The 22,338-nt window shown below is 71.1% G+C and carries 15 protein-coding genes; 9 read left to right on the top strand and 6 right to left on the bottom strand.

What is annotated here, in order from left to right:
• From A5727_RS27935 to A5727_RS23385, 4 genes are all read left to right on the top strand, one after another.
• A partial coding sequence (locus A5727_RS27935) for a hypothetical protein (RefSeq protein WP_197507736.1) occupies positions 1-197 on the top strand: 197 nt, incomplete at its 5' end.
• Between the two features lie 6 nt (positions 198-203).
• Positions 204-365, top strand: coding sequence for a hypothetical protein (locus A5727_RS27665; protein ID WP_157521536.1), 162 nt, complete (start codon positions 204-206; stop codon positions 363-365).
• Positions 344-1,792, top strand: a complete 1,449-nt coding sequence (locus tag A5727_RS27660; protein WP_068255933.1) for a hypothetical protein — start codon at positions 344-346, stop codon at positions 1,790-1,792. The genes A5727_RS27665 and A5727_RS27660 overlap by 22 nt, the downstream gene beginning before the upstream one ends.
• Positions 1,793-1,877: 85 nt before the next feature.
• Complete coding sequence (locus A5727_RS23385) at positions 1,878-2,300, top strand: PPOX class F420-dependent oxidoreductase (protein WP_068255930.1); 423 nt, start codon at positions 1,878-1,880, stop codon at positions 2,298-2,300.
• A gap of 3 nt (positions 2,301-2,303) precedes the next feature.
• On the opposite strand, the gene A5727_RS23380 is transcribed toward A5727_RS23385, so the two are convergent.
• The 4 genes from A5727_RS23380 to A5727_RS28500 all read right to left on the bottom strand — a co-directional run bounded on the left by A5727_RS23380 (position 2,304) and on the right by A5727_RS28500 (position 5,584).
• Positions 2,304-3,026, bottom strand: a complete 723-nt coding sequence (locus tag A5727_RS23380; protein ID WP_068255925.1) for a sirohydrochlorin chelatase — start codon at positions 3,024-3,026, stop codon at positions 2,304-2,306.
• Positions 3,005-3,700 (bottom strand): phosphoadenylyl-sulfate reductase, encoded by a 696-nt coding sequence (locus A5727_RS23375; RefSeq protein WP_502687706.1) that lies wholly within the window; start codon positions 3,698-3,700, stop codon positions 3,005-3,007. The genes A5727_RS23380 and A5727_RS23375 overlap by 22 nt, the downstream gene beginning before the upstream one ends.
• Positions 3,701-3,714: 14 nt before the next feature.
• The gene (locus tag A5727_RS23370) at positions 3,715-5,406 is read right to left on the bottom strand and encodes a nitrite/sulfite reductase (RefSeq protein ID WP_068255921.1); all 1,692 of its coding nucleotides are present in this window, start codon (positions 5,404-5,406) and stop codon (positions 3,715-3,717) included.
• 121 nt (positions 5,407-5,527) lie between these two features.
• A complete protein-coding gene (locus tag A5727_RS28500) occupies positions 5,528-5,584 on the bottom strand; it encodes an Ms4527A family Cys-rich leader peptide (RefSeq protein ID WP_353612280.1) in 57 nt (18 codons plus the stop codon).
• A 131-nt stretch (positions 5,585-5,715) separates the two neighbouring features.
• On the opposite strand from A5727_RS28500, the gene hemW reads away from it, so the two are divergent.
• Positions 5,716-6,894, top strand: coding sequence for a radical SAM family heme chaperone HemW (gene hemW, locus A5727_RS23365; RefSeq protein ID WP_197507735.1), 1,179 nt, complete (start codon positions 5,716-5,718; stop codon positions 6,892-6,894).
• Positions 6,895-6,900: 6 nt separating this feature from the next.
• Here hemW and A5727_RS23360 read toward each other — a convergent pair whose 3' ends face one another.
• Both A5727_RS23360 and A5727_RS23355 read right to left on the bottom strand, forming a co-directional pair.
• On the bottom strand, positions 6,901-12,027 hold the full coding sequence (locus tag A5727_RS23360; protein ID WP_502687707.1) for a type I polyketide synthase: 5,127 nt from the start codon (positions 12,025-12,027) through the stop codon (positions 6,901-6,903).
• 81 nt (positions 12,028-12,108) lie between these two features.
• Positions 12,109-13,782, bottom strand: coding sequence for a (2,3-dihydroxybenzoyl)adenylate synthase (locus A5727_RS23355; protein ID WP_068255914.1), 1,674 nt, complete (start codon positions 13,780-13,782; stop codon positions 12,109-12,111).
• Between the two features lie 104 nt (positions 13,783-13,886).
• On the opposite strand from A5727_RS23355, the gene A5727_RS23350 reads away from it, so the two are divergent.
• From A5727_RS23350 to mbtD, 4 genes are read left to right on the top strand one after another with little or no spacing between them, the layout of a single operon-like run.
• Positions 13,887-17,387 (top strand): non-ribosomal peptide synthetase, encoded by a 3,501-nt coding sequence (locus A5727_RS23350; RefSeq protein ID WP_068255911.1) that lies wholly within the window; start codon positions 13,887-13,889, stop codon positions 17,385-17,387.
• Positions 17,384-18,124: a thioesterase II family protein gene (locus tag A5727_RS23345; RefSeq protein ID WP_068255906.1), complete on the top strand. Its 741-nt coding sequence runs from the start codon at positions 17,384-17,386 to the stop codon at positions 18,122-18,124. The genes A5727_RS23350 and A5727_RS23345 overlap by 4 nt, the downstream gene beginning before the upstream one ends.
• Positions 18,121-19,419: a beta-ketoacyl [acyl carrier protein] synthase domain-containing protein gene (locus tag A5727_RS23340; protein WP_068255903.1), complete on the top strand. Its 1,299-nt coding sequence runs from the start codon at positions 18,121-18,123 to the stop codon at positions 19,417-19,419. The genes A5727_RS23345 and A5727_RS23340 overlap by 4 nt, the downstream gene beginning before the upstream one ends.
• On the top strand, positions 19,416-22,331 hold the full coding sequence (gene mbtD, locus A5727_RS23335) for a mycobactin polyketide synthase MbtD (RefSeq protein ID WP_068255900.1): 2,916 nt from the start codon (positions 19,416-19,418) through the stop codon (positions 22,329-22,331). Before A5727_RS23340 ends, mbtD begins: the two co-directional genes overlap by 4 nt.
• The last annotated feature ends 7 nt before the right edge of the window (positions 22,332-22,338 follow it).

The following is a 22,338-nucleotide window of genomic DNA, read 5'->3' as shown; positions in this document are numbered from 1 at the left end:
CGGTGTCGACAACACGACCGCTGCTGATGGTGGTGATGGTGGCGACGGTTATGACGCTGCCTCGGATCCGGGTGCGGCTGCTGGTGCTGATGGTGGTCATGGTGGCCGCGGTGGTGACGCCGGGTCGTATGGCGATGGTGGTACCGGTGGTGCCGGTGGCAGTGGTGCTGCGGGTGCCGATGGCCTCAGCGGTGTGACTGCGGGTGAGTCCGGTCAGGACGGCCAGGTCGGTGGCGCTGGTGGTGACGGTGGTGCCGGTGGTGCCGGTGGCACGGTCTCCGGTGATGCCGGCTCCGGTGGCGCCGGTGGTCACGGTGGCGATGGTGGTCATGGTGGTGCTGGTGTGGCCGGTGCCGATGCGGTGACTGCCGGTGGTGACGGGCAGGCCGGTGGCCATGGCGGTACCGGTGGTGCCGGCGGCAACGGCGGCAACGGTGGTGCTGCGGGTGCGGTCTTCAACGGCAACGCGGGTGTCATCGGAGCCGGCGGCAACGCCGGTGACGGCGGCAACGGTGGAACCCCCGGTGACGGTGGCGACGGCGCGGACGCGTCCACGCCGGGCGGCGCCGGTGGCGACGGCGGTAACGGCGGCAACGCCGGGTTCGGTGGTGCCGGTGGCACCGGAGGCACCGGTTCGACACCGGGCGCAGACGGAGCCAACGGCCTGATGCCCACCGGCACGCACGGCAGCGGCGGCAACGGCGGTGACGGTGCGGACGCGATCACGTTCGGCAGCACCGGCGGTGCCGGTGGCCGAGGCGGCGACGCCGGCAACATCGGCAACGGCGGCCACGGCGGTGACGGCGGCAAGGGTGGTACGGGCGCGGCCGGGGTCAACCCCGCGACTGGCGGATCGAGCCCCACGGCGGCGGCCGGCGGTAACGGCAGCAACTCCGGCAACAGCGGGTCCGTCGGCACCCAGAACGGTGGGGCCGGCACCGCTGGCAGCAACGGCAACAACGCCAACAACGGTGGCCTGCAACAGGCCGGCGGCACCGGTGGCAACGGCGGAGAGGCCAGGGCCGGCGCCGGCGACACCAACGGTGGCGCCGGTGGAGCCGGCGGCACCGGCGGGATCGGGGCCGCGGGCGGCACCCGCGGCGCGGGCGGGCTTGCCTACTCGGGCACCACCAACCAGACCTCACGCGGTGGTACCGGTGGTACCGGTGGCACCGGAGGCATCGGTGCCGCTGGAAGCACAGGCGGTGCAGGCGGTGCGGGCGGTGCAGGCGGAGCCGGCGGGTCGATCTCCGGCGTCGGCGGCAACGGTGGTATCGGCGGCGTGGGTGGTAACGGCGGTGCCGGTGCCACAGGCGGACGCGGTGGCACCGGAGGCGTCGGAGGTGCCGGTACGAATATTGTCGTGTTCGGTCTCTCTGCCAGGGCTTACGGCGGAGCTGGTGGTACCGGTGGCAGAGGTGGTACTGGTGGCGCAGGTGGTGCTGGTGGTACCGGCGGCCAGGGCGGTGCTGCTGGCAACGGTGCGAGCGGCGCAGGTGTGGCCGGCACCGGCGGTGCTGGCGGCACTGGCGGCACCTCGGGCAACGGCGGCGCCGGCGGCAATGGCGGCACCGGAGGTAACGCCACCAACAACAGCAACGCCACGGTGGGCTCGGGCGGTGTGGCAGGCTCCGGTGGTGCCGCCGGGACTGCAGGCTCCGGCGGTGCCGGGGGTGCGGGCGGTCTGAACGTGGACGGCTCGTCTGCGGATTCCGGGAACTCGGGCGCCACGGGCGGCACGGGCACCGGAGGTGCGGGCGGCGTCAACGGTGGTTCGGGCTCGAAGGTCTGAGTCCTTCTCGCAGGTGCCAATCGGGGCGCTGGGGCGCGATCATGGATCGCGCGCCAGCGCCCCGCGGCCGTTCTAGCCTCGAAACATGGAAGAGCTCTCAGAAGATGTGACCGCGTTCCTGTCCGAGGGCACCCGGACCGGCAAGTTGGGCTGGGTCGCGGCCGACGGCAGACCACTCGTCGCCCCGGTGTGGTTCATCGTCGAAGGCAACCAACTGGTGTTCAACACCGGAAGGGACACCTCCAAAGGCCGTGCGCTGCAACGCGACCCGCGAGTGACACTCTGCGTTGACGACCAGGAGCCCCCGTATTCGTTCGTCCAGGTGCAGGGCATCGCCTCGATGAGCGAGGAACCGGATGACCTGCTGGGCACCGCGACCAGGATCGGTGGCCGCTACATGGGTGTCGATCGCGCGCAGGAGTACGGGCAGCGCAACGGAGTGCCCGGTGAGTTGGTCGTGCGGGTGACGCCGACGAAGGTCCTCAAGGCCTTCGATGTCGCCGAGTGAGCCTCACGCCGCGAGGCGCGCCGCCAGCACTGCGTCGTAGCGGTCGAGCACGGTGGCCGCGACCAGATTGTGCGAGCCCAACGGTTCAGCCATCACATGTCCATGCGCGGAAGCGAATTCGGCCACCCGGTCGGTGATCACACCATGTGCCAGGAACCACGGGGCGATGACGATCCGCTGCGCACCGGTGGCGGACAACCGCATTGACGCCTCGGCGAGGTTGGCCGCGGGTCCGGTCGCGAATCCGACCCGCGTGCCCGTCCACCTGGTGCCCGACCGGAGAAGACGTGCCACGGCTTCGGTGCGCGCATTGGCCCGGGGATTCGAGGAGCCGACGGCGACCACGAGCACCCCGACGTCACCGTCGTCGGCCGACACCCCGGCCTCACTCAACCGGTGCCGCAGCACGGTCAGCAGCGCCGGATCCTCACCCAGCACCGCGGCCTGCTCAACCGGAGCGGCGGAGGACGCGATCATCCCGGGGATGTCGACCCGCGCGTGATAGGCGTCGGCCAACAACAGGGGAGTGACCACGGCCGGTGCGGACAACGAGCCCAGCACCTCGGGCAGCCGCGGCGCGTTCTGCTCGCAGAAGGCCACCCGCACGTCAAGGTCCCCGCGCAGGCGCCGGATGCGCCCGGCGATCGCGTGCACGACAGCCGACGAACGCGGGTCCGCGCTGCCGTGGGCGGTCAGGACCAGCGTCACGAGGCGTGCAACCCGCATTCGGTCTTGGCCTGGCCGGCCCAGCGTCCGCTGCGCGGATCGGCGCCGGGCAGCGGTTTCGCGGTGCACGGCTTGCAGCCGATCGACGGGTAGCCCTCATCGACCAGCGGATTGACCAGGATGCCGTTGGCGTCGATGTAGGCCTGCATCTGCTCATCGGTCCAGGCGGCGATCGGGTTGATCTTCACCAGGCCGAACGCCTCGTCGAAGCTGATCAGTGGTGCGTTGGCCCGGGTGGGCGCCTCGACGCGGCGGATGCCCGTCACCCACGCCGAGTAGCCGCTCAGCGCCTTCGACAGCGGTTCGACCTTGCGCATCCGGCAGCACGCCGCGGCGTCGCGGGCGAACAGGTCCTTGCCGAACAGCGAGTCCTGTTCGGCCACCGAGGTCTCCGGCGTGACATTGACCACGTGAACGCCGTAGACGGCCTCGACCGCGTCGCGGGTGCCGATGGTCTCGGCGAAGTGGTAGCCCGTGTCCAGGAACAGCACGTCGACGCCGGGCCGCACCTTGGCGGCCATCTCGACTAGGACCCCGTCCTGCATGTTCGATGCGACCACGTAGGAACCGGCGAAGTTCGCGTCGGTCCAGCGCAGCAGATCCTCGGCGCTGGCGTCCTCGCCCAATTCCGCAGCGCCTCGTGCGGCCAGGTCTCGCAGGTCGGCTTCGGTCATCAGCACCCCTTCGGTCATCGCAGGTCGGCTTCGTCGGCTCGAACCGCCCACTGGGCGAAACGCTCGCCGTCCTCGCGTTGTTTCACGAAGTTGCGCACCACCCGCTCGATGTAGTCACCGAGTTCGTGGGAGAGCACCTTGTGCTGGCGCAGCTTGCGGCCGAAACCGCTGTCCAGGCCCAGGCTGCCGCCCAGGTGCACCTGGAAACCCTCCTCGGGACCGTTGCCCTCGTCGACCATCTGTCCCTTGAACCCGATGTCGGCGATCTGGATTCGTGCGCACGAGTTGGGGCAGCCGTTGATGTTGACCGTGACCGGCACGTCGAGGTCGGCGTTGATGTCGGCGAGGCGCTGCTCCAGATCCGGCACCAGCGACTGAGCCCGCACCCGGGTCTCCGCGAACGACAGCTTGCAGAACTCGATTCCGGTGCAGGCCATCAGGTTTCGGCGCCAGTGCGACGGAGTCGACGGCAGACCGAGCGCATCCAGGCCGGCACGCAGTTCGTCGAGCTTCTCATCGGGGACGTCCAGGATGATCAGCTTCTGGTACGGCGTGAACCGGATCCGGTCGGAACCGGCGGCCTCGGCCAGGTCGGCGACCTTGGTCAGGATGGTGCCGGACACCCGGCCCGCGATGGGGGAGACGCCGACGGCGTTCAGCCCGTTCTTCAGCTTCTGGACACCGACGTGGTCGATCGGTCGGGTGACCGGGGTGGGCGCGGGACCGTCGATCAGCGGTCGCTTGAGGTACTCGGTCTCGAGCACCTCGCGGAACTTCTGCACGCCCCAGTCCTTGATGAGGAACTTCAACCGGGCCTTGGAGCGCAGGCGGCGATAGCCGTAGTCGCGGAACACGCTGACCACGCCCTCCCACACGTCGGGCACCTCATCGAGGGGCACCCACACGCCGACCCGCTGGGCGAGCATCGGATTGGTGGACAGGCCGCCGCCGACCCACAGGTCGAATCCGGGACCGTGCTCAGGGTGCACGACGCCGATGAACGCGACGTCGTTGACCTCGTGCACCACGTCCTGCAGACCCGAGATCGCGGTCTTGAACTTGCGCGGCAGGTTGGAGTACTCGGGCTTGCCGATGTAGCGCTTGACGATCTCGTTGACGGCGGGGGTGCCGTCGATGACCTCGTCCAGCGACTCACCGGCCAGCGGCGAACCCAGCACGACGCGGGGGCAGTCGCCGCAGGCCTCAGTGGTCTGCAGACCGACCTCGTCGAGCCGACGCCAGATCTCCGGCATGTTCTCGACCTCGATCCAGTGGTACTGGACGTTCTGCCGGTCCGAGATGTCGGCGGTGTCGCGGGCGAACTCGGTGGAGATCCCGCCGAGGGTGCGCAGCGCGGCCGCGCTCAGGGCGCCGCCGTCGCTGCGGACCCGCAGCATGAAGTAGGAGTCCTCGAGCATGTCGGTGTTCTCGTCACCGGTCCAGGTGCCGTCGTACCCGGGCTTGCGCTGGGTGTAGAGGCCCCACCAGCGGAAACGGCCGCGCAGGTCGCCCTTGTCGATGGACTCGAAGCCGCCGGGGGCGTAGATGTTCTCGATCCGTGTGCGCACGTTGAGCGGGTTGTCGTCCTTCTTGGCCTGCTCATTGGCGTTGAGGGGCTCGCGATAGCCGAGCGCCCACTGACCTTCGCCGCGCGGGCGTTTTGCGGGACGAGCGGCCTTGGGTGCTGCTTCGTGGGTGTCTGTCATGGATAGCTCCTTATGGGGAGCCGGCCTGCGGAGCGCGCGTCATCACCGGGGGCTGGCCGGTGGCGCAGATCCGGGGCCAGCTGAAGTGCTTGGTGGGCAGGTCTCCGATATCAACGCATCGTCAAGGCAGACAACAACAGCTGCAGACCCGCTTGAAATCGACGTGCCGGCGTGCCACCAGGGCAACGCGGCGGGTCTCAATGCGGTCGGCAGTCACGCGGCCATTGTGCCACGGACCCCCACTGACCTCCGAATCCGGCCAGATTTGCGCTCACGATGAGCACAACTCGGGTCTGGGACACTGGGGGCATGGTGACGACGCAGGAGCGCGCGGGCGCTGAGCCCGATTTCGCGCTGACCCCCACTGGGCAGTTCGGGGTCTACGTGCACGTCCCCTTCTGTGCCTCACGGTGCGGATACTGCGACTTCAACACCTACACGCCGGGCGAGCTGGGTGGCGCCACACCCGCCGGGTGGCTCGAGGCGCTGCGCAGCGAGCTGGCCCTGGCCGCGCGGCGGCTGCCCGCCCCGACGGTCGACACGGTGTTCGTCGGGGGTGGCACCCCATCCCTGCTCGGCGGCGACGGTCTGGCCGACGTGCTCGACGCCGTCCGGTCCGAGTTCACCCTCGCTGCCGACGCGGAGGTGACCACCGAGGCCAACCCGGAGTCGACGAGTCCGGACTTCTTCACCCGCCTGCGCACCGCGGGCTACACGCGGGTGTCGCTGGGCATGCAGTCCGTCGCGCCGACGGTGCTGCGCCTGCTGGACCGGGTCCACTCCCCGGGGCGCGCCCTGGACGCGGCGCGGGAGGCGCAGGCCGCGGGCTTCGCGCACGTGAACCTCGACCTGATCTACGGGTCGCCGGGGGAGAGCGACGACGATCTGCGCCGATCGGTGGACGCCGCGGTCGGCGCCGGAGTCGACCACCTCTCGGCCTACGCGCTGGTGGTCGAGGACGGTACCGCGCTGGCTCGCCGGGTTCGCCGCGGCGAGGTCGCCGCACCCGACGAGGACGTCCTGGCGCGCCGCTACGAACTGCTCGACACCTGGCTGGCCGACGCCGGGTTCACCTGGTACGAGGTCTCCAACTGGAGCAGGCCGGGCGGCGAGTGCCGGCACAATCTGGGCTACTGGAACGGCGGCCAGTGGTGGGGTGCGGGTCCGGGCGCGCACGGCTTCGTCGGCGCCACCCGGTGGTGGAACGTCAAGCACCCCAACGCGTATGCCGCCTCGGCGGACAGGGGCGAACTGCCGATCGCCGATTTCGAGGTCCTCGCCCCGCGGGACCGGCACGTCGAGGACGTGCTGCTGCAGATCCGCCTGCGCTCGGGCCTGCCCCTTTCGCTGCTCGACGCCGACGAAAAGGACCGGGCCGAATCTGCCGTGGCCGCAGGACTTCTGGTGCACAACGGCCCCAACCTGGTGCTCACCGATCGGGGCCGGCTGCTCGCCGACGGCGTGGTGCGTGACCTGCTGGCGGACTGACCCGCCTCACACCGACGCGCCCTCCTCCTCGGCGGCAGTCGAGATCTCCTCCTCAAGCAGTTCGACGATGCGCGCGGTGACCGCGGCAGCGGTCGGGTGCTCCCACAGCAGCGTCGGCGGCAGCGCGAGGCCGGTCTGCTTCTCCAACTGACGTCGCAGTGCGACCGTCATGATCGAGTCCACCCCGATCTCCACCAGGGGCAGTCTGGTGTCGACGTCTTCGGCGGGCAGGCCCAGTTCTCCTGCCACCGCGGTGAGCACCTGCTGCGCGACCCATTCCTCGGTGTCCACGTCACCGGGGCGGGCGGGTGTCGAAACATCCTCGCAGTCAGCGGAGTTCGATGCCGTCGCGGCGACGTCGGCCAGGATCGGCACCGACACCGCGCCGGGCAGCACGGGCAGCACCACGGGGTTGGCCTCCCCGGATCGCATCGCGATGTCGAGAGCGCGCAGGGCGTCGTCGGCGCCGATGGTGTCCATCCCCAGCGCGTCCAGCTGCGCTGCGACGTAACCGGAATCCGAGCCCATACCCAGGCCCCGCCAGGCGGTCCAGGCCACGCTGGTCGTGGTGTCGCCGAGCGCGCGACGGTGCCGGGCGAGCCCGTCGAGGAACGCGTTGCCGCAGGCGTAGGCGCCCTGGCCGGGGAAGCCGGCCAGATATCCGCACGACGAGTACAGCACCATCCAGTCCAAGCGCCCGGGCGGGAACATCGCATGGAGGGTGAGCGCGCCGTCGACCTTGGGACGCATGGCCATGGCGATCTCATCGATTCCGGTGTCGGCCAGCAACACCCCGGCCTCCACGCCCGCGGCGTGCACGACGCCGCGCACCGGGGGCAGCTCCGCCAGGACCGCGCTCAGTTCCTCGGCCGCGGTGTCGGCGGCGATGTCGACGGCCGCGACGTGCACCGACACGCCCCTCTCCTCGAGTGCACACACAGCGCGGATCTGCTCCTGGTCGGCCGCGGCGGCCCAGGCCGACCGCGCCGGCAACCCGGACCGCGACACCAGGACCAGTCGCCGGGCACCCAGGTCGGCGAGGTGCTCGGCCAGGCGCAGGCCCAGCACGCCGGTGCCGCCCGTGATCAGGTAGGTGCCCGCCGGCGAGCACGCCAGGGGTGTTCCGCCCGCGTGCGCGACGGTGGATAGGCGCGCGACGAGGGCGTCCTGCCCGCGTACCACCACGACTCCGTGCCCGGGCAACTCGGAGACCACACCCAACGGCAGGCGGTCTGAATCCAGGTCGAGCACGCCGCCCCACAACAGGGGATGTTCGGCCGCCGCGATTCGGGTCAGGCCCCACAGCGGTGACCGCGCCACGTCCGCGCCTTCGTGGACGCCGCGGGTCAGTGCCCAGATTCGTCCCGAAAATCCCTGCTGTAGAGCGGTTTTGAGGGTGGTCAGGACCACCTCGACGGAGTCGAGCGGGGAGTCCGCAGCCGACGGGAGCACCAGCACGACGCTGTCGGGCCCCACGTCGGTGGGCAGCGAGTCGGGCGTGCACATCAGATGGCGAACCCCGGCGGCGTCGAGTTCGGCCCGGCACCAGGTGCGCACGGCGTCGTCGCCGCCGACCAGAACCACCGTGTCCGGACGCGCCGAGGCGTCGTAGGGCATCGCCCGCCAGTCGATCCGGTGCACCATGCGGCCGACGTCACCGCTGGTGTTCTCGAGCTCCTCGAACGTCATGCCCGTGATGGACGCCAGCGGTGTTCCGGTCAGGCCCGCGATCAGGACGTCGGTGCAGGTGCCCTCGGGGCGACGGCGGACATGCAGGAGAACCGAATCCGACGGGGCGGCGAGGATGTCGACGCGTTCGATGCGGGCGGGCATCCGCAGCTTCGGCGGTCCGTCGAACACCGCCGAGGCCACCGATGTCGCCGCGTCGAGGAGCCCCGCCCACGTCGTGGGAGTGGATCCGTCGGCTTCGGCCCGCACCTGGGCGAGGAACTCACCGTCGCCGCAGCGCAGGTCGACGACCTCCCAGCCGAATCCCATCTCGGCGACGCCGAGCGTTGCGAGCTTGTCCACCACGCTGTTCGGCGGCAACTGGTCGGTGCACCGGGCGCGCACAGCGGCCTCGTCGAGTGCGGGGACATCGAGGGCGGGGGAAGCCGCGGCGACCGCGGTGCTGTGCGTGAGCCAGCCGCCGGTGCCCGGTTCGTCGTCGACCAGGCGCGTGGAGATCGCCAGCGCGCGGTCCTGCAGCACCACCTGCACGTCCCGGGCGCGGCCCGGCGCGACGGGGGTGCGCAGATGCACATCGGCGATCGGGCCCTGGGCGGCGGTGACGAATGTGTTGAGCAGCACCGCGGCCGGAATGATCTCGGTGCCCTGCACGGGGTGGTTGGCGGGGTAGGGCCGCGTGGACATGTCCAGCCGGGTCTCCCAGACCTGGGCGGGCACCGCCCCGGTGACGTGCAGGCGGCCGCCGAGCAGTGTGTGGCTGTCGACGTCGTGCACGCCACGCCCGGCGGGCGGAGCGCTTGGCGTGCGCCAGAATTCGCGATGCTGCCACTGCGTGCCCGGCAGGTCGGCCCAGGCCGATGAGGTGGTGAATCCGTGCCGGACCGGGGCGCCGTGGCAGTGCAGTGCGGCGACCGCCGCCGCGACGGCGCGCCGCGCCGGCTGGTCCCGTCGCAGCACGCCGACCACGGCGTGCTCGTCGACGCCGAGGTGCAGCAGGGTCTCGACGATCGAGTGTGACACCACGGGGTGGGCGGAGACCTCCAGGAACAGGCGGTGGCCGTCGTCGGCGGCCGCCGTGACGGCCTCGGCGAAGCGGACCCGGTCGCGCAGGTTGGCCACCCAGTAGGCGGAGTCGCGCGGTGCCGTCGACCGCGGATCGGGCAGTGCGGTGGTGTAGAGCGGGACCTGTGCGGGCCGCGGCGGCGGCAGGGCGCCGGTCAGCCTCGCGAGGTCGGTGGTCAGGGAATCCATTGCGGGACTGTGGAATGCGACGTCGGTGCGCACCCGGCGCACCACCAGGCCGTCGGCGCTCCACCGCGCGGCCACCTCGTCGACGGCTGCGGCAACGCCGGAGATCACGGTCGATGTCGCCGATGCGCTGATCGCGGCGACGACGTCGGTGCGGTCACCCAACCGCTGCGCGACCTCGTCGAACGACCACGGCACCAGTGCCATGGCGCCCTCACCCATCACCCGCCGGAACCCGCGGGCCCGGTAGCAGGCCACGGCGGCGCCCTGCGCGAGATCGAGTACACCCGCGGTGACACAGGCCGCGACCTCGCCGACGGAGTGGCCGATCACCGCGGCCGGGGTGACACCACGGTCGCGCAGCACTGCCGCCAGGCCGACCTGCATCGCGAAGGTCAGGGCCTGCACGCGGTCGGTGCCGCCGAGCTCACCCGTGGTCAGCGCCTCGCGCGCCGAGAAGCCGAGTTCGGCACCGAAGATCGGGTCGATCACGTCGAGCACCGCCGCGAACGCGGGCTCAGAGGCCAGCAGTTCCCGGCCCATGTGCGGCCAGTGGGAACCGTGGCCGGAGAACACCCAGACCGCGCCCTGCGACGCCGCGGGCACCGGCGTGCCGCGGACCACCGCGGGGTCGCGACCCTCGGCGGCCAGCACACCGAGCCCATGACGAAGTTCGCCGGCGTCCTCGGCGATCACGGCCGCGCGCACCGGTTCGTGGCTGCGTCGAACCCACTGTGTCGCCGCGATCTCCTGCAGCGGTGGCGCCGCATCGTCGAGCCGCTCGGCCAACGCGGCGGCCTGTGCGGTCAGGCGGGCCTGCGACCGTGCCGACACCGGAATCACCGCTGGCGCGGCGGATGTGGGGGACACGTGCCCCTGGGCGGCCGGAGCCTCCTCGAGCAGCACGTGCGCGATCGTGCCGCCGTAGCCGTAGCTGCACACCGCCGCACGGCGGGGACGGTCGGTGCGGCGCGGCCACGGCTGGACCTCCACCGGTACGCGCAGGCCACTGGCCGCCCAGTCCACCGCGGGCGTGAGCGTGCGCACCCCGGCGGTTGGCGGGATGGTCTGGTGATGCAGCGCCAGCACGGCCTTGATCAGTCCGACGACACCGGCGCCACCCTCGAGGTGACCGGTGTTGGGTTTGACCGAGCCGACCAGCGCCGGATCGCCCTCCGGCCGGGCCGCGCCGTACACCTCGGACAGCGCCGCGATCTCGACGGGATCGCCTGTGGGAGTGCCTGTTCCGTGCGCTTCGAGGAAGTCGACGGTGGCCGGGTCGACACCCGAGGTACGGCACGCCAGGCGGAACAGGTCCGCCTGGGCCGCACCGTTGGGGGACATGATGCCCACGGTCCGGCCGTCCTGCGCGACGGCACCACCGCGGACCACGGCCAGCACCCGGTCGCCGTCGCGGAGCGCATCCTCGAGCCGTTTGAGCACGACCACCGCGGCACCCTCGCCGCGGCCATAGCCGTCTGCGGCGGCGTCGAAGGTCTTGCACCGGCCGTCCGGGGCGGTCGCGCCCGCCACGTCGAGCACACGGGTCAGGCCCGGGCCGATCAGCGCGCTGACCCCGCCGGCCAACGCCAGCGAGGTCTCACCGGCACGCAGCAGTTGGCAGGCCTGGTGCACCGCGACGAGCGAGGCCGCGCAGGCCGCGTCCAGGGCGACGCTGGGGCCGCGCAGGTCCAGCAGGTGCGAGACCCGGTTGGCCACACCGCACAGCGACGTGCCGATTCCGGTCCAGGCCTCGATGCCCGGGAGGTCCTCCATCAGGAGCTTGCCGTAGTCATCGGAGTTGACACCCATGAGCACCGCGGTGTCACTGCCGCCCAGCGAACGCGGGGGCACACCGGCGTGTTCGAGAGCCTCCCAGCTGACCTCGACGGCGAGTCGCTGTTGGGGGTCCATCAGTTCGGCCTCGCGGGGGGAGACCCCGAAGAACTCCGCGTCGAACCCCGCGAGGTCGTCGAGGAACGTGCCGAAGGGTGTGGTGTCCTTGAGCACCGCAGCGTTGCGCGGGTCCCGGCGCAGGTAGGGCTCCCAGCGCTGCGGGGGAACCTCGCGCACGGCGCTGCGGCCCTCGAGGAGGAAGTTCCAGAACGCCTCGGCCGTCGTGAGGTCACCGGCCAGCCTGCAGCCGATGCCGATGATCGCGATCGGCGAAAGATGTTCGCTGGAACCGTCATTCATGGTCATGTCAGTGAGATTCCCTGTGCTCTGAGTGCGTTCGATACTGGCACGTCGAGCGCCGAGTTTGGGGGCTACGTCTTGTCATGCCTGCGCCAATGTGGCCAGGATCTGCTTCTTGTCCACCTTGCCGACCGCCGTCTTCGGCAGTGATCGCAATGGGGCCAGCACATCCGGTTTGGTGTGGGCGGACACACCGCGGCCGTCCAGGAACTCGTGCAGTTCAGTCAGCGTGATCGGTGCGCCCTTGAAGACGACTGCCGCACAGATCTTCTCGCCGAGGTATTCATCGGGCAGCGCGACGGCGGCCGCGTCGGCGATCGCCGGATGCGCGTGCAGGTGCTCCTCGAGGTCCGATGCCGACACGGTCTCGCCACCCCGATGGATGACGTCCTTGATCCGTCCGGTCACCTCGACGTATCCCGCCCGCGGGCCGTCGGTGAAGATGCGCACCCGGTCGCCGCTGCGGTAGAAGCCGTCCGGACTGAACGAGCGGGCGTTGGCCTCGTCGGCCCGGTAGTAGCCGCTGAGGGTGTAGGGGCCGCGCACCAGCAGTTCACCCTCCTCGCCGGGCGCGACCTCGTCACCGAACTCGTCGACGACCTTCATCTCGTCGTGGGGTGACATGGGCCGGCCCTGCACGTTGTCGACGACGTCGATCGGGTCGCCGGGCCGGGTGAAGTTCAACATGCCCTCGGCCATCCCGAAGATCTGCTGTGTGCCCGCGGACAGGTTCTCTCGGATGAAACGGGCCTCGTCGGGCATCATGCGGGACCCGCCGACCTGGACCACGCGCAGCGACGTGGGCAGCACGGGTTCCCACTCGCAGGCCTGGGCCCAGAGCTTGGCCAGTGCGTTGACCAGCCCCGTCACGGTGACCCGGTGTTCGTCGATCAGCGCGAAGGCCGCTTCCGGGCTGGGGTCGTCGGTGAAAACCGTTGTGGCGCCGACGGTCATCGAGCCGAGCAGGCCCGGGCAGGCGAGCGGAAAGTTGTGTCCGGCGGGCAGCGCGACAAGGTAGACGTCCTCGTCGGTCATCCCGTAGGCCTGCGCGCAGGCCACGGCGTTGTAGCGGTAGTCGTCGTGCGTGCGCGGAATCAGCTTGGGCAGACCCGTGGTGCCGCCCGAGACCAGAAGCAGGGCCGGAAGGCTGGGATCAGGCACCGCGAATCGCGCGACCGGACCGTTGTAGTCGGTCACCGAGGACCAGGACTGGAAGTCCCCGGGCTCCCCGTCGACCAGCACCCGGGTCAGCCGCGGGTGGGCCCGCACCAGGTCGGCCGCCATCTCGCGGTAGTCGAAGCCGCCCGACTGATCGGTGATGATCAAGCCGACCGCACCGCTGACCTGTGCGAAATGCCCCATTTCGGCGCTGCGGTGCCCGGGCAGGCACATCACCGGCACCACCCCCGCGCGCAGCAGGCCGAACAGGGCGACCGCGAACCGGCACGAGTTGGGAAGCTGCAGCAGGACGCGATCGCCGGGCTGGAATCCGAGGTCGAGCAGCGCGGTCCCGATCCGGTCGGCGGCCGCGTCCAGTTCGGCGAACGTCAACCCCTCCCGGCGGTCCACCACGGCGCATTTGCCAGGCCAGCGCGCTGCGGCCTCCCGGAGAATCGAGTCCAGCGGCAGGCCCACCCAGTACCCGGCCTGCCGGTAGACCTCGGCGCGATCGGGCGGGCAGGCGACGAAACCCTCGGCGAGGTCGTCAATTTCGGACCGGATGCGTTCGGTGCTCGGGTCAAAACCAGTGCTCATCGCGGTACAGGCCGCCCTTCCGGGTAGATGTGTCCGGATGATCATATATAGGGTAGCCTCCACAAAGTTAGGGCAGCCTTTGTTGATTGTTGGGAGGACCGATAGTGGGTCGCGCAGCGGCGAGCTCGCCGACCGTCCAAGAACAGGTCGCTGAGCTGCTCGGCATCAGCCCGGACGCGCTGGACCCCGACGCCGACCTCATCGCCTCGGGTCTGGACTCCATCAGGATGATGTCGCTGTCCGGACGGTGGCGCCGGCAGGGAATCGACGTCAACTTCGCCGCACTGGCCGAAAACCCCACGGTCGCCGCCTGGACCCGGCTGGTCGACGAGCGCACCGCCGACTCGGAGCCGCCCCAGGCCGCCCCAGACAACCCAGACAGCCCGGACGAGGGCGACACCTTCCCGCTGGCCCCGATTCAGCACGCGCTGTGGCTGGGCCGCAACGAGGAGCAGGCGCTCGGCGGAGTGGCCCCGCACCTGTACGTCGAGTTCGACGGCGAGGGCGTCGACCCCGGCCAGCTGCGCGTCGCAGCGGCCGCCCTCGCGCGCCGCCACCCGATGCTGCGCGTGGAGATCCTGCCCGACGGCACGCAGCGGATCACCGACCGCACGCTGCCCGTCGAGATCGTCGACCTGCGCGACGCGGACGAGGCCACCGCACAGCAGCGTCTCGAGGAGATCCGCGACGCCAAATCGCACCAGATCCTGCACGGTGAGGTGCTGCAGATCGCACTCACGCTGCTGCCGCACGGACGCACCCGCCTGCATGTCGACATGGACATGTCGGCCGCCGACGCCGTGAGCTACCGCAACTTCATGGCCGACCTCGCGGTGTTCTACCGCGGTGACCAGCTGCCCGAACTCGGCTACACCTACCGCGAATACCGGGCCGCACTGACCGCGTCGACCCCCGTGTCCGACGAGGACAGGCAGTGGTGGGCCAACCGCATCCCGCATCTGCCCGAGCCGCCGTCGCCACCGCTGGTGCCGGCCCGCGAGCAGGCCAACCCGCGTCGCACCACCCGGCGCTGGCATTTCTTCGACGCCGACATCCGCGAGGCCCTGTTCGCCGCCGCCCATCGGCGGGGCGTCACGCCGGCCATGGCGATCGCCGCGTCCTACGCCGGGACGCTCGCACGCTGGTCCACCAGCGCGCATTTCCTGCTCAACCTGCCGATGTTCGGCCGCGAACCGTTCCACCCCGATGTGGACAAGCTCGTGGGCGACTTCAGTTCATCGCTGATGCTCGACGTCGACCTCACCGCCGCGCCCACCGCGGCCGACCGCGCGCGGGTCCTGCAGCAGTCGCTGCACGCCAGCGCGGGACACTCGAGCTACTCAGGGTTGTCGGTGCTGCGTGACCTCACCCGGCACCGCGGCCTGCCCACCCTCGCGCCGTTCGTGTTCACCAGCGCGATCGGCCTGGGTGACCTGTTCGCCGGTGCAGTCACCGACCAGTTCGGCGCCTGCGTGTGGCACATCTCGCAGGGTCCCCAGGTTCTGCTCGACGCGCAGGCCACCCCGTACGACGGCGGCCTGCTGATCAACTGGGACGTCCGCGAGGACGCCTTCCGGCCCGGCGTTGCCGACGCGATGTTCGCCCACCACGTCGCCGAACTCATCCGGCTTGCCCACGACGACTCCGCCTGGGACACCGTGGACCCCTGCTCGGCGCCGGAAACGCAGCGGGCGGTCCGCACCGGCGTCACCCGGCCGGTGAGCTCAGAAGCGCTGCACGACGGCTTCTTTCGCACCGCCGACCAGCAGCCCGACGCGCCCGCGGTGTACAGCGGCCTCGGCGATCTGACGTATGGCCAACTGCGCGAACATGTCCTGGCGGTGACGGCCACGTTGCGGGAGCGCGGCGTGGGCCGCGGCGACACGGTCGCGGTGATGGGCCCCAAGACCGCCGAGCAGATCCCCGCCCTGCTGGGCATCCACGCCGCCGGTGCGGCGTACCTGCCGGTCGGTGTCGACCAGCCCGCCGACCGCGCGCAGCGCATCCTGGCTGGTGCAGGCGTGCACTCGGCGCTGTTCTGCGGGCCGCGCACGCCCGCGATGGACGACCTGCCGGTGCCCGCGGTGACCGTGCGCGAGGCCGTCGCACAGGGTCGCGTCCGCGCCGCCGAGACCGCGCCCGCCGTCGTCGACCCGCACGAGGTCGCCTACGTCCTCTTCACCTCGGGCTCGACGGGGGAGCCCAAGGGCGTCGACGTCAGCCACGACGCCGCGATGAACACCGTCGAGTTCATCAACGACCACTTCGAGATCGGGCGCCACGACCGCTGTCTGGCACTGTCCACGCTGGAATGCGACATCTCCGTGCTGGACATCTTCGGCATGCTGCGCGCCGGTGGAGCGATCGTCGTGGTCGACGAGGACAGCCGCCGCGACCCCGACGCATGGGCACGGCTCATCCGCGACCACGACGTCACGGTGCTGCACTGGCTGCCGGGCTGGCTCGAGATGCTGGTCGCGGTGGGCTCCGGGCCGCTGTCGTCGGTGCGCGTGGTGCCCACCGGCGGTGACTGGGTGCGCACGGAGATGGTCCGCGCCCTGCGCGCACAGGCGCCGCACGCCCGCATCGCCGGACTCGGCGGCGCGACTGAGACCGCGATCCACAACACCTGGTATGAGGTCACCGACCTGGCCGACCTGTCTGGTCTGGCCGCGGTGCCGCTGGGCCGGCCGCTGCCCAACAACAGCTGCCGCGTCGTGGCGCCGGACGGCGTCGACTGCCCGGACTGGGTCCCCGGCGAACTCTGGGTCGGCGGCCGAGGCCTCGCCACGGGCTATCGCGGCCGGCCCGAACTCACCGCGGAGAAGTTCGTCGAGCACGACGGCACCCGGTGGTACCGCACGGGCGACCTGGTGCGACACCTGCCCGACGGCACCATCGAATTCGTCGGCCGCGCCGACCACCGCGTCAAGATCAGCGGCTACCGAGTCGAACTCGGTGAGGTCGAGGGCGCGCTGAACCGGCTGCCCGCCGTCGACGGGGCGGTCGCCGCCGTCGTGCCGGCCGGCGGCGACGCGACGCGCGAACAGTTGACCGCGCTGGTCCGCGTCACCGATCCGCAGGTCACCCCGCAGCAGCTCGCCGACGCAGTGGCCGGATTCGTTCCGCCGCACATGGTTCCGGACGTCATCGAGATCACCGACACCATTCCGTTCACCGTCGGCGGCAAGATCGATCGCCGAGCCGCGGCCGAACGGCTCGCCCAGGCCGCATCGCGGCGTGCGGTCGACACCGCCGCGACCCACGTCGCGCCGTCGACGACCCTGGAACGCGCCCTCGCCCACATCATCTCCGGACTGCTCAGCGTCGAGGCGCTCAGCGTCGACGACGACTTCTTCGCCCTCGGAGGCGATTCGGTGCTCGCCACACAGCTGGTGGCGCACATCCGGGCCTGGCTCGACACCCCGACGGTGATGGTCGCCGACATCTTCGCCGCGCGCACCGTCGGCGGACTCGCGACGCTGCTGTCCGATCGCGAGCCGGGCAGTGATCGCCTGGCGCAGGTCGCCGAGGTCTACCTCGAGGTGCTGGAGATGGAGCACAGCGAAGTGGTGTCCGCACTCGACTCGTCGGTGGTGTCATGACCTCGGACACCGGTGTGTCGTTCCCGTCCTGGATCAAGCGGTTCCCCGGCGCGGCGCCGGGTGCCACCGTGGTCTTCCCGCACGCGGGCGGTGCCGCAGCGGCCTACCGCGGGTTCGCGAAAGTTCTGTCGGACAATGGAACTCCTGCGATCATCGTGCAGTACCCACAGCGTGCCGACCGCCTCACGCATCCCGCGGCCGGCACCGTGGAGGAGATCGCGCAGCAGTTGTTCGACGCCGGTGACTGGTCCGGGGTGGCACCGCTGACGCTCTTCGGGCACTGCATGGGCGCGGTCGTGGCATTCGAGTTCGCCCGCATCGCCGAGGCCCGTGGCGTCGATGTCCGCGCCCTGTGGGCCTCGGCGGGACAGGCCCCGTCGACCGTCACGGAGGGATTCCCGCTGCCGAGCACCGACGCCGAGGTGCTCGCCGACATGATCGACCTTGGCGGGACCAATCCGGTGCTGCTCGAGGACGAGGACTTCGCCGAACTGCTGATGCGGGCAGTCAAGGCGGACTACCGCGCGCTGAGCACCTACTCCTGTGCCCCAGACGTGAGGATCCGTGCCGACATCCACGCCCTCGGCGGCAGTGCGGATCACCGCACCCGGCGGGACTGGCTGGACCGCTGGGCGGGCCACACCGAGGGCCGGTTCACCTGTGAGTTCTTCGACGGCGGGCACTTCTATCTCAACGACCACCTGAACGCGGTGGCTCGGTTGGTGGGCAGAACATGACCGACCCCGTGGTGATCGTGGGCATGGCGCTGGAGACACCCGGCGATGTCGCCACCCCGGAGGCCTTCTGGACCCTGCTGACCGAACAGCGTGAGGCCCTGGGCCCATTCCCCACCGACCGCGGCTGGGCACTGAACGACCTGTTCGAGGGATCCCGGCGGGACGGGTTCAAACAGATCCACAACCTGGGTGGATTCCTCTCCAGCGCAGCTGAATTCGATCCCGAGTTCTTCGGCATCTCACCCCGTGAAGCCGTCGCGATGGACCCGCAGCAACGAGTCGCGCTGCGCCTGGCCTGGCGCGCCGTGGAGAACAGCGGCATCAACCCCGACGACCTCGCCGGCCACGATGTGGGCTGCTACGTCGGCGCATCGACCCTCGAGTACGGGCCACCCATGGCCGAGTTCTCGCATCACAGCGGGCATCTGATCACCGGGACCTCGCTGGGCGTGATCTCGGGACGCATCGCGTATCTGCTCGACCTGGCCGGACCCGCGCTCACGGTGGACACCTCATGCTCCTCGGCCCTGGCCGCGTTCCACACCGCGGTCGCGGCCCTGCACAGCGGGGACTGCGACCTCGCGCTGGCCGGTGGCGTCACCGTGATGGGCTCACCCGGGTACTTCGTCGAGTTCTCCAAGCAGCACGCACTGTCCGACGACGGCCACTGCCGGCCCTACAGCGCACACGCCACCGGCACCGTGTGGGCCGAGGGCGCGGCGATGTACCTGCTGCAGAAGCGCTCTCGCGCCCTGGCCGACGGCAGACCGATCCTGGCCGAGGTGTCCGCCAGCGTCCTGAATTCCGACGGGCGCACCACCGGACTGACCGCACCGAGCGAGGCCGCCCAGGTGCGCCTGTTCCGCCGCGCCCTCGATGTCGCAGGACTGGCCCCCGAGCAGGTCGACGTCATCGAGGGGCACGGCACCGGCACCCGGTTGGGGGATCGCACCGAACTGCGTTCCCTGGCCGTCACCTACGGCGCCGCGGCGCCGGGCACCGGCGCTTTCCTGGGGTCGGTCAAGTCCAACCTCGGCCACACCCAGGCCGCGGCCGGTGCGCTGGGGCTGGCCAAGGTGCTGGTCGCCGCCGAGCACGGCAGCATCCTCCCGACCCTGCATGTCGACGACCCCAGCACCGAGATCGACTGGGACAGTCAGGGCCTGCGTCTGGCGGACAAGCTTCGTCCCTGGCCCGCCACCGATGGCCGGCGCGTGGCCGCGGTCTCCGCGTTCGGCATGAGCGGCACCAACACCCACGTCATCGTGTCGATGCCCGAGCAGGTCGCATCATGACGTGCGCCGGCGCATTCGGCGGCGCGACCCTTCCGGACGGGCGCATCCCCGTGCTGATCAGCGCCCATTCCCACGACCTGGTGGCGAAGGACGCCGCGGCCCTGCTGCGCTTCCTCGACACCGACTGCGGGCGCGCGGCGAGTGTCGCCGACATCGCGACCCACCTGCTGCGCACCCGACGAATCCGCAGGCACCGGAGCGTGATTCGCGCAGCCGACCGCGCGGAGCTGCGGGCCGCGCTGGACGCGGTGGCCCACGGCGCCGAACACCGGCTGGTGTCCGGCTCGTCGACGAGCCGACCGCCGAGGGTGGCGTTCGTCTTCCCCGGCCAGGGCGGTCAGCATCCCGGCATGGGAGCCGACGCCCACCGGCGCCTGCCCGGCTACCGCGCCGCGGTCGACGAATGCGCCGCGGCGTTCGCCGCCGCCGGACACGCGAGCCCGCTGCGCTACCTGACCGAGATCGACGCCCCGGAATCCTTCTCCGAGATCGAGATCCAGGGCGCCCAGTTCGCCCACGCGGTGGGGCTGGCCGCCGCGTGGCGCAGTCACGGGGTGGCCCCGGACCTCGCGGTCGGGCACAGCCTCGGGGAGATCGCCGCGGCGTATGTGGCCGGAGCGATGGGCCTCGCCGACGCCGTGACGGTCGTCGCGGTGCGCGCGGGCGTGGTCGACCGACTCACCGGCAGGTATGCTGTCGCGGCACTGGGCATCACGGCCGACGCCGCACGGGACCTGATCGAGGACATCGGCGGCTGGCTTGAACTCTCGGTGATCAACGCGAGTGCGGCCGTCGCCGTCTCGGGTGACGCCGACGCCGTCGCGGCGGCGGTCGAACGCGTGCGGGCCGACGGCCGACTCGGCACACCGATCACGGTCAACTTCCCCGTCCACACCAGCGTGCTCGAACCCCTGCGGGGCTGGGTGCAGGATCACCTGCCGGCGGCGTCGTTCGCCGAGACCGCCGTGCAGTTCATCGGCGGCACCACCGGCGCCGTCGTCGCCCCCGGCACCGGGTTCGTCGACTACTGGTATGCCAACCTGCGCAACACCGTTCGGTTCGACCGCGCCGTGCAGGCGGCGATCGACTGCGGGGCAACGATCTTCGTCGAGCTGTCCAGCCACCCGGCGCTGCTGCACGCGGTCGCCGAGCGCGCGGGCGAGGCGGTGCTGGCCGGAACCGGACATCGGGACCACCCGCTGCCGCACCAGTTGGCGGCCAACATCGCCGCGGTCGCGGTGGCCGACCCGACCTTCATCTGGCGCGAGCTGACGCCATCGACGGGCGCGGCGCTGCGGGGATTCCCCAACGCCCCGATGCGCGCCGGTGGCCTCTGGGCCCAGCGCGAGCCCCTGGCCCCCGTGACGGGTCTGACCGTCACCGCGGAGTCGTGGGTGCCGATGCCCACTCCCGCAACCCGAGGCCGACCCTCGGTGGCGGTGGTCACGCTCGGAGGAGCCACGTCGCTGGTGCACGGACTGCACACGGTGCTCGGCGACGTCATGCCCTCGGACGCCGAGATTCTCGTGGCGGTGGCCCCCGACCTGGCGGACACCGACGTGCCCGAGGCCGCCGCCGCGCTCGCCAAGCTGGTCCAGGCGGGCCTACTGCGCTACGTCGACCAGATCGGCCCGTCCTGCAGGCAGGTGTGGCTCGTCACCATCGGCGCCGAGCAGACCGGCGTCGCCGACCCGGTGCCCTCGCCCGTCGCGGCGGCGCTTGCCGCGGTGCACCGCAGTCTGGGTTTCGAACGGCCCGATCAGGCGTTCCACCATCTCGACACAGTGCCCGGCGTGGCGGCCGAGGTCGTGCTCGACGTCGTGCGGGCCTGCGGGGGAGAGCTTGCGCTTCGTCACGTCGACGGCCGCCCCCAGCTGTATCGCCGTGACCCCAAGGCGTTCACCACCTCCGGTGTCACGGCCCCGGACCTGGCCCTCGACGGCGGACTGCTCGACGATGTCGTCATCACCGGCGCCGCGGGTGCCATCGGCCTGCAGTACGCCCGCCACCTCGCCGAACGCGGCGCGCGCCGGATCGTGCTGCTGAGCCGGCGCGCGGTGGATCCCGCGGTGTGTGCGGCGCTGTCCGAAACCCACGGCACCGAGGTGGTCGCGGTGCCGTGCGATATCACCGACGCCGGACAGTTGAGTGCGGCCGCGGCGCAATTCGGCGGCCAAGGCGCATCGCTCGTCGTGCACTGCGCGGGCCTGGCACGGTTCGGCACAGCCCAAGACCTCGACACCGCGGCATTCATCCAGACGCTCAGCGCCAAGGTGGTCGGCGCCGTGCGGCTCGCGCAGATCTGGCCGCACCGCCCCGAGAGCCGGATGCTGCTGTGCTCCTCGATGTCTGGCGTGTGGGGCGGACACGGGCACGCCGCGTACGCCGCGGCCAACCGGATGCTGGACATCGTCGCGCATCAGGTGCGGGCGACGGGCCGTCGCTGCGTGTCCGTGCGCTGGGGCCTGTGGGGTGACGGCGGCATCGTCGACGCCGCCGAGATCGCCAACATCGAGCGGTCCGGGCTGCGACAGATGCCGGCCGAGGCGGCCATCGCGGCGAGCCTGCGGGATCACGCCGTGGATCCGTTGGTGCTCTCGGCCGACACCGAACGCCTCCGGATGTTCCTCGACAGCCTCGATGCGCCGGTCCCCGCGGTGGAACATGGCGCAGCAGCAGCCGATCGGAGTACGGCCGACACCGTGCGCGCCGAACTCGCCGCGGTCCTGAGCCTTCCCGATCCGGGCGTCTTGGACCTGAACGAATCGCTGTTCGACCTGGGCGTCGACTCGCTGCTCGCGCTCGACCTGCGCAAGCGGCTCCACCGCGTCATGGGGCGCACGGTCGGCCTGGCCCGCCTGCTCGGCGGGATCACCGGCGCTGAACTCGTGTCCGACCTGGAGAGAAAGTGAACCCTCA

The organism is Mycobacterium sp. ACS4331 (assembly GCF_001667265.1).
GTDB lineage: Bacteria > Actinomycetota > Actinomycetes > Mycobacteriales > Mycobacteriaceae > Mycobacterium.
Note: the sequence above shows the minus strand (reverse complement) of the source record. Positions and strands in the feature narration are given on the sequence as shown.

Coding starts and splice junctions, on each gene's coding strand:
- A5727_RS23375 (WP_502687706.1), bottom strand. CDS start 3,700: ATGACCGAAGCCGACCTGCGAGACCTGGCCGCACGAGGCGCTGCGGAA.
- A5727_RS23360 (WP_502687707.1), bottom strand. CDS start 12,027: ATGAATGACGGTTCCAGCGAACATCTTTCGCCGATCGCGATCATCGGC.
- A5727_RS23340 (WP_068255903.1), top strand. CDS start 18,121: ATGACCGACCCCGTGGTGATCGTGGGCATGGCGCTGGAGACACCCGGC.
- A5727_RS23385 (WP_068255930.1), top strand. CDS start 1,878: ATGGAAGAGCTCTCAGAAGATGTGACCGCGTTCCTGTCCGAGGGCACC.
- A5727_RS23380 (WP_068255925.1), bottom strand. CDS start 3,026: ATGCGGGTTGCACGCCTCGTGACGCTGGTCCTGACCGCCCACGGCAGC.
- hemW (WP_197507735.1), top strand. CDS start 5,716: ATGGTGACGACGCAGGAGCGCGCGGGCGCTGAGCCCGATTTCGCGCTG.
- A5727_RS23345 (WP_068255906.1), top strand. CDS start 17,384: ATGACCTCGGACACCGGTGTGTCGTTCCCGTCCTGGATCAAGCGGTTC.
- A5727_RS23370 (WP_068255921.1), bottom strand. CDS start 5,406: ATGACAGACACCCACGAAGCAGCACCCAAGGCCGCTCGTCCCGCAAAA.
- A5727_RS23355 (WP_068255914.1), bottom strand. CDS start 13,782: ATGAGCACTGGTTTTGACCCGAGCACCGAACGCATCCGGTCCGAAATT.
- mbtD (WP_068255900.1), top strand. CDS start 19,416: ATGACGTGCGCCGGCGCATTCGGCGGCGCGACCCTTCCGGACGGGCGC.